The 362-nt window shown below is 50.0% G+C and carries 1 protein-coding gene; it reads left to right on the top strand.

Annotated features, from left to right (window positions below):
* Positions 1 to 362 (top strand): DegV family protein (locus FH871_RS35195; protein WP_138995376.1); only part of this gene is annotated, 362 nt, incomplete at both ends.

Here is a 362-nt window from a genome sequence, read left to right as displayed (position 1 = left end):
CGCCCAAGCAGAGCGACCAGTTCTTTATCTGGCATTTTCATCGGTTCTTTCAGGGACCTATCAGTCCAGCCAGATTGCTAGAGACTTGGTCTTAGAGGACTATCCAGAAGCCATCATTGAGATTATTGATACTAGGGCAGCTGCTGGCGGTGAGGGCTATCTTTCCATACTGGCGGCCCAGCTGCGAGACCAAGGGGCTAGTCTAGATGAAGTCAAGGCCAAGGTTCTGGATATTTTGCCTCGCCTGCGGACCCATTTCTTAGTAGATGACCTCTACCATCTTATGCGAGGGGGGCGATTGTCTAAGAGCTCTGCTCTGATTGGAAGCCTGGTCAATATAAAACCTCTTCTTTGGCTGGATA

This window comes from Larkinella sp. C7 (genome assembly GCF_006149005.1).
GTDB lineage: Bacteria > Bacteroidota > Bacteroidia > Cytophagales > Spirosomataceae > Larkinella.
Note: the sequence above shows the minus strand (reverse complement) of the source record. Positions and strands in the feature narration are given on the sequence as shown.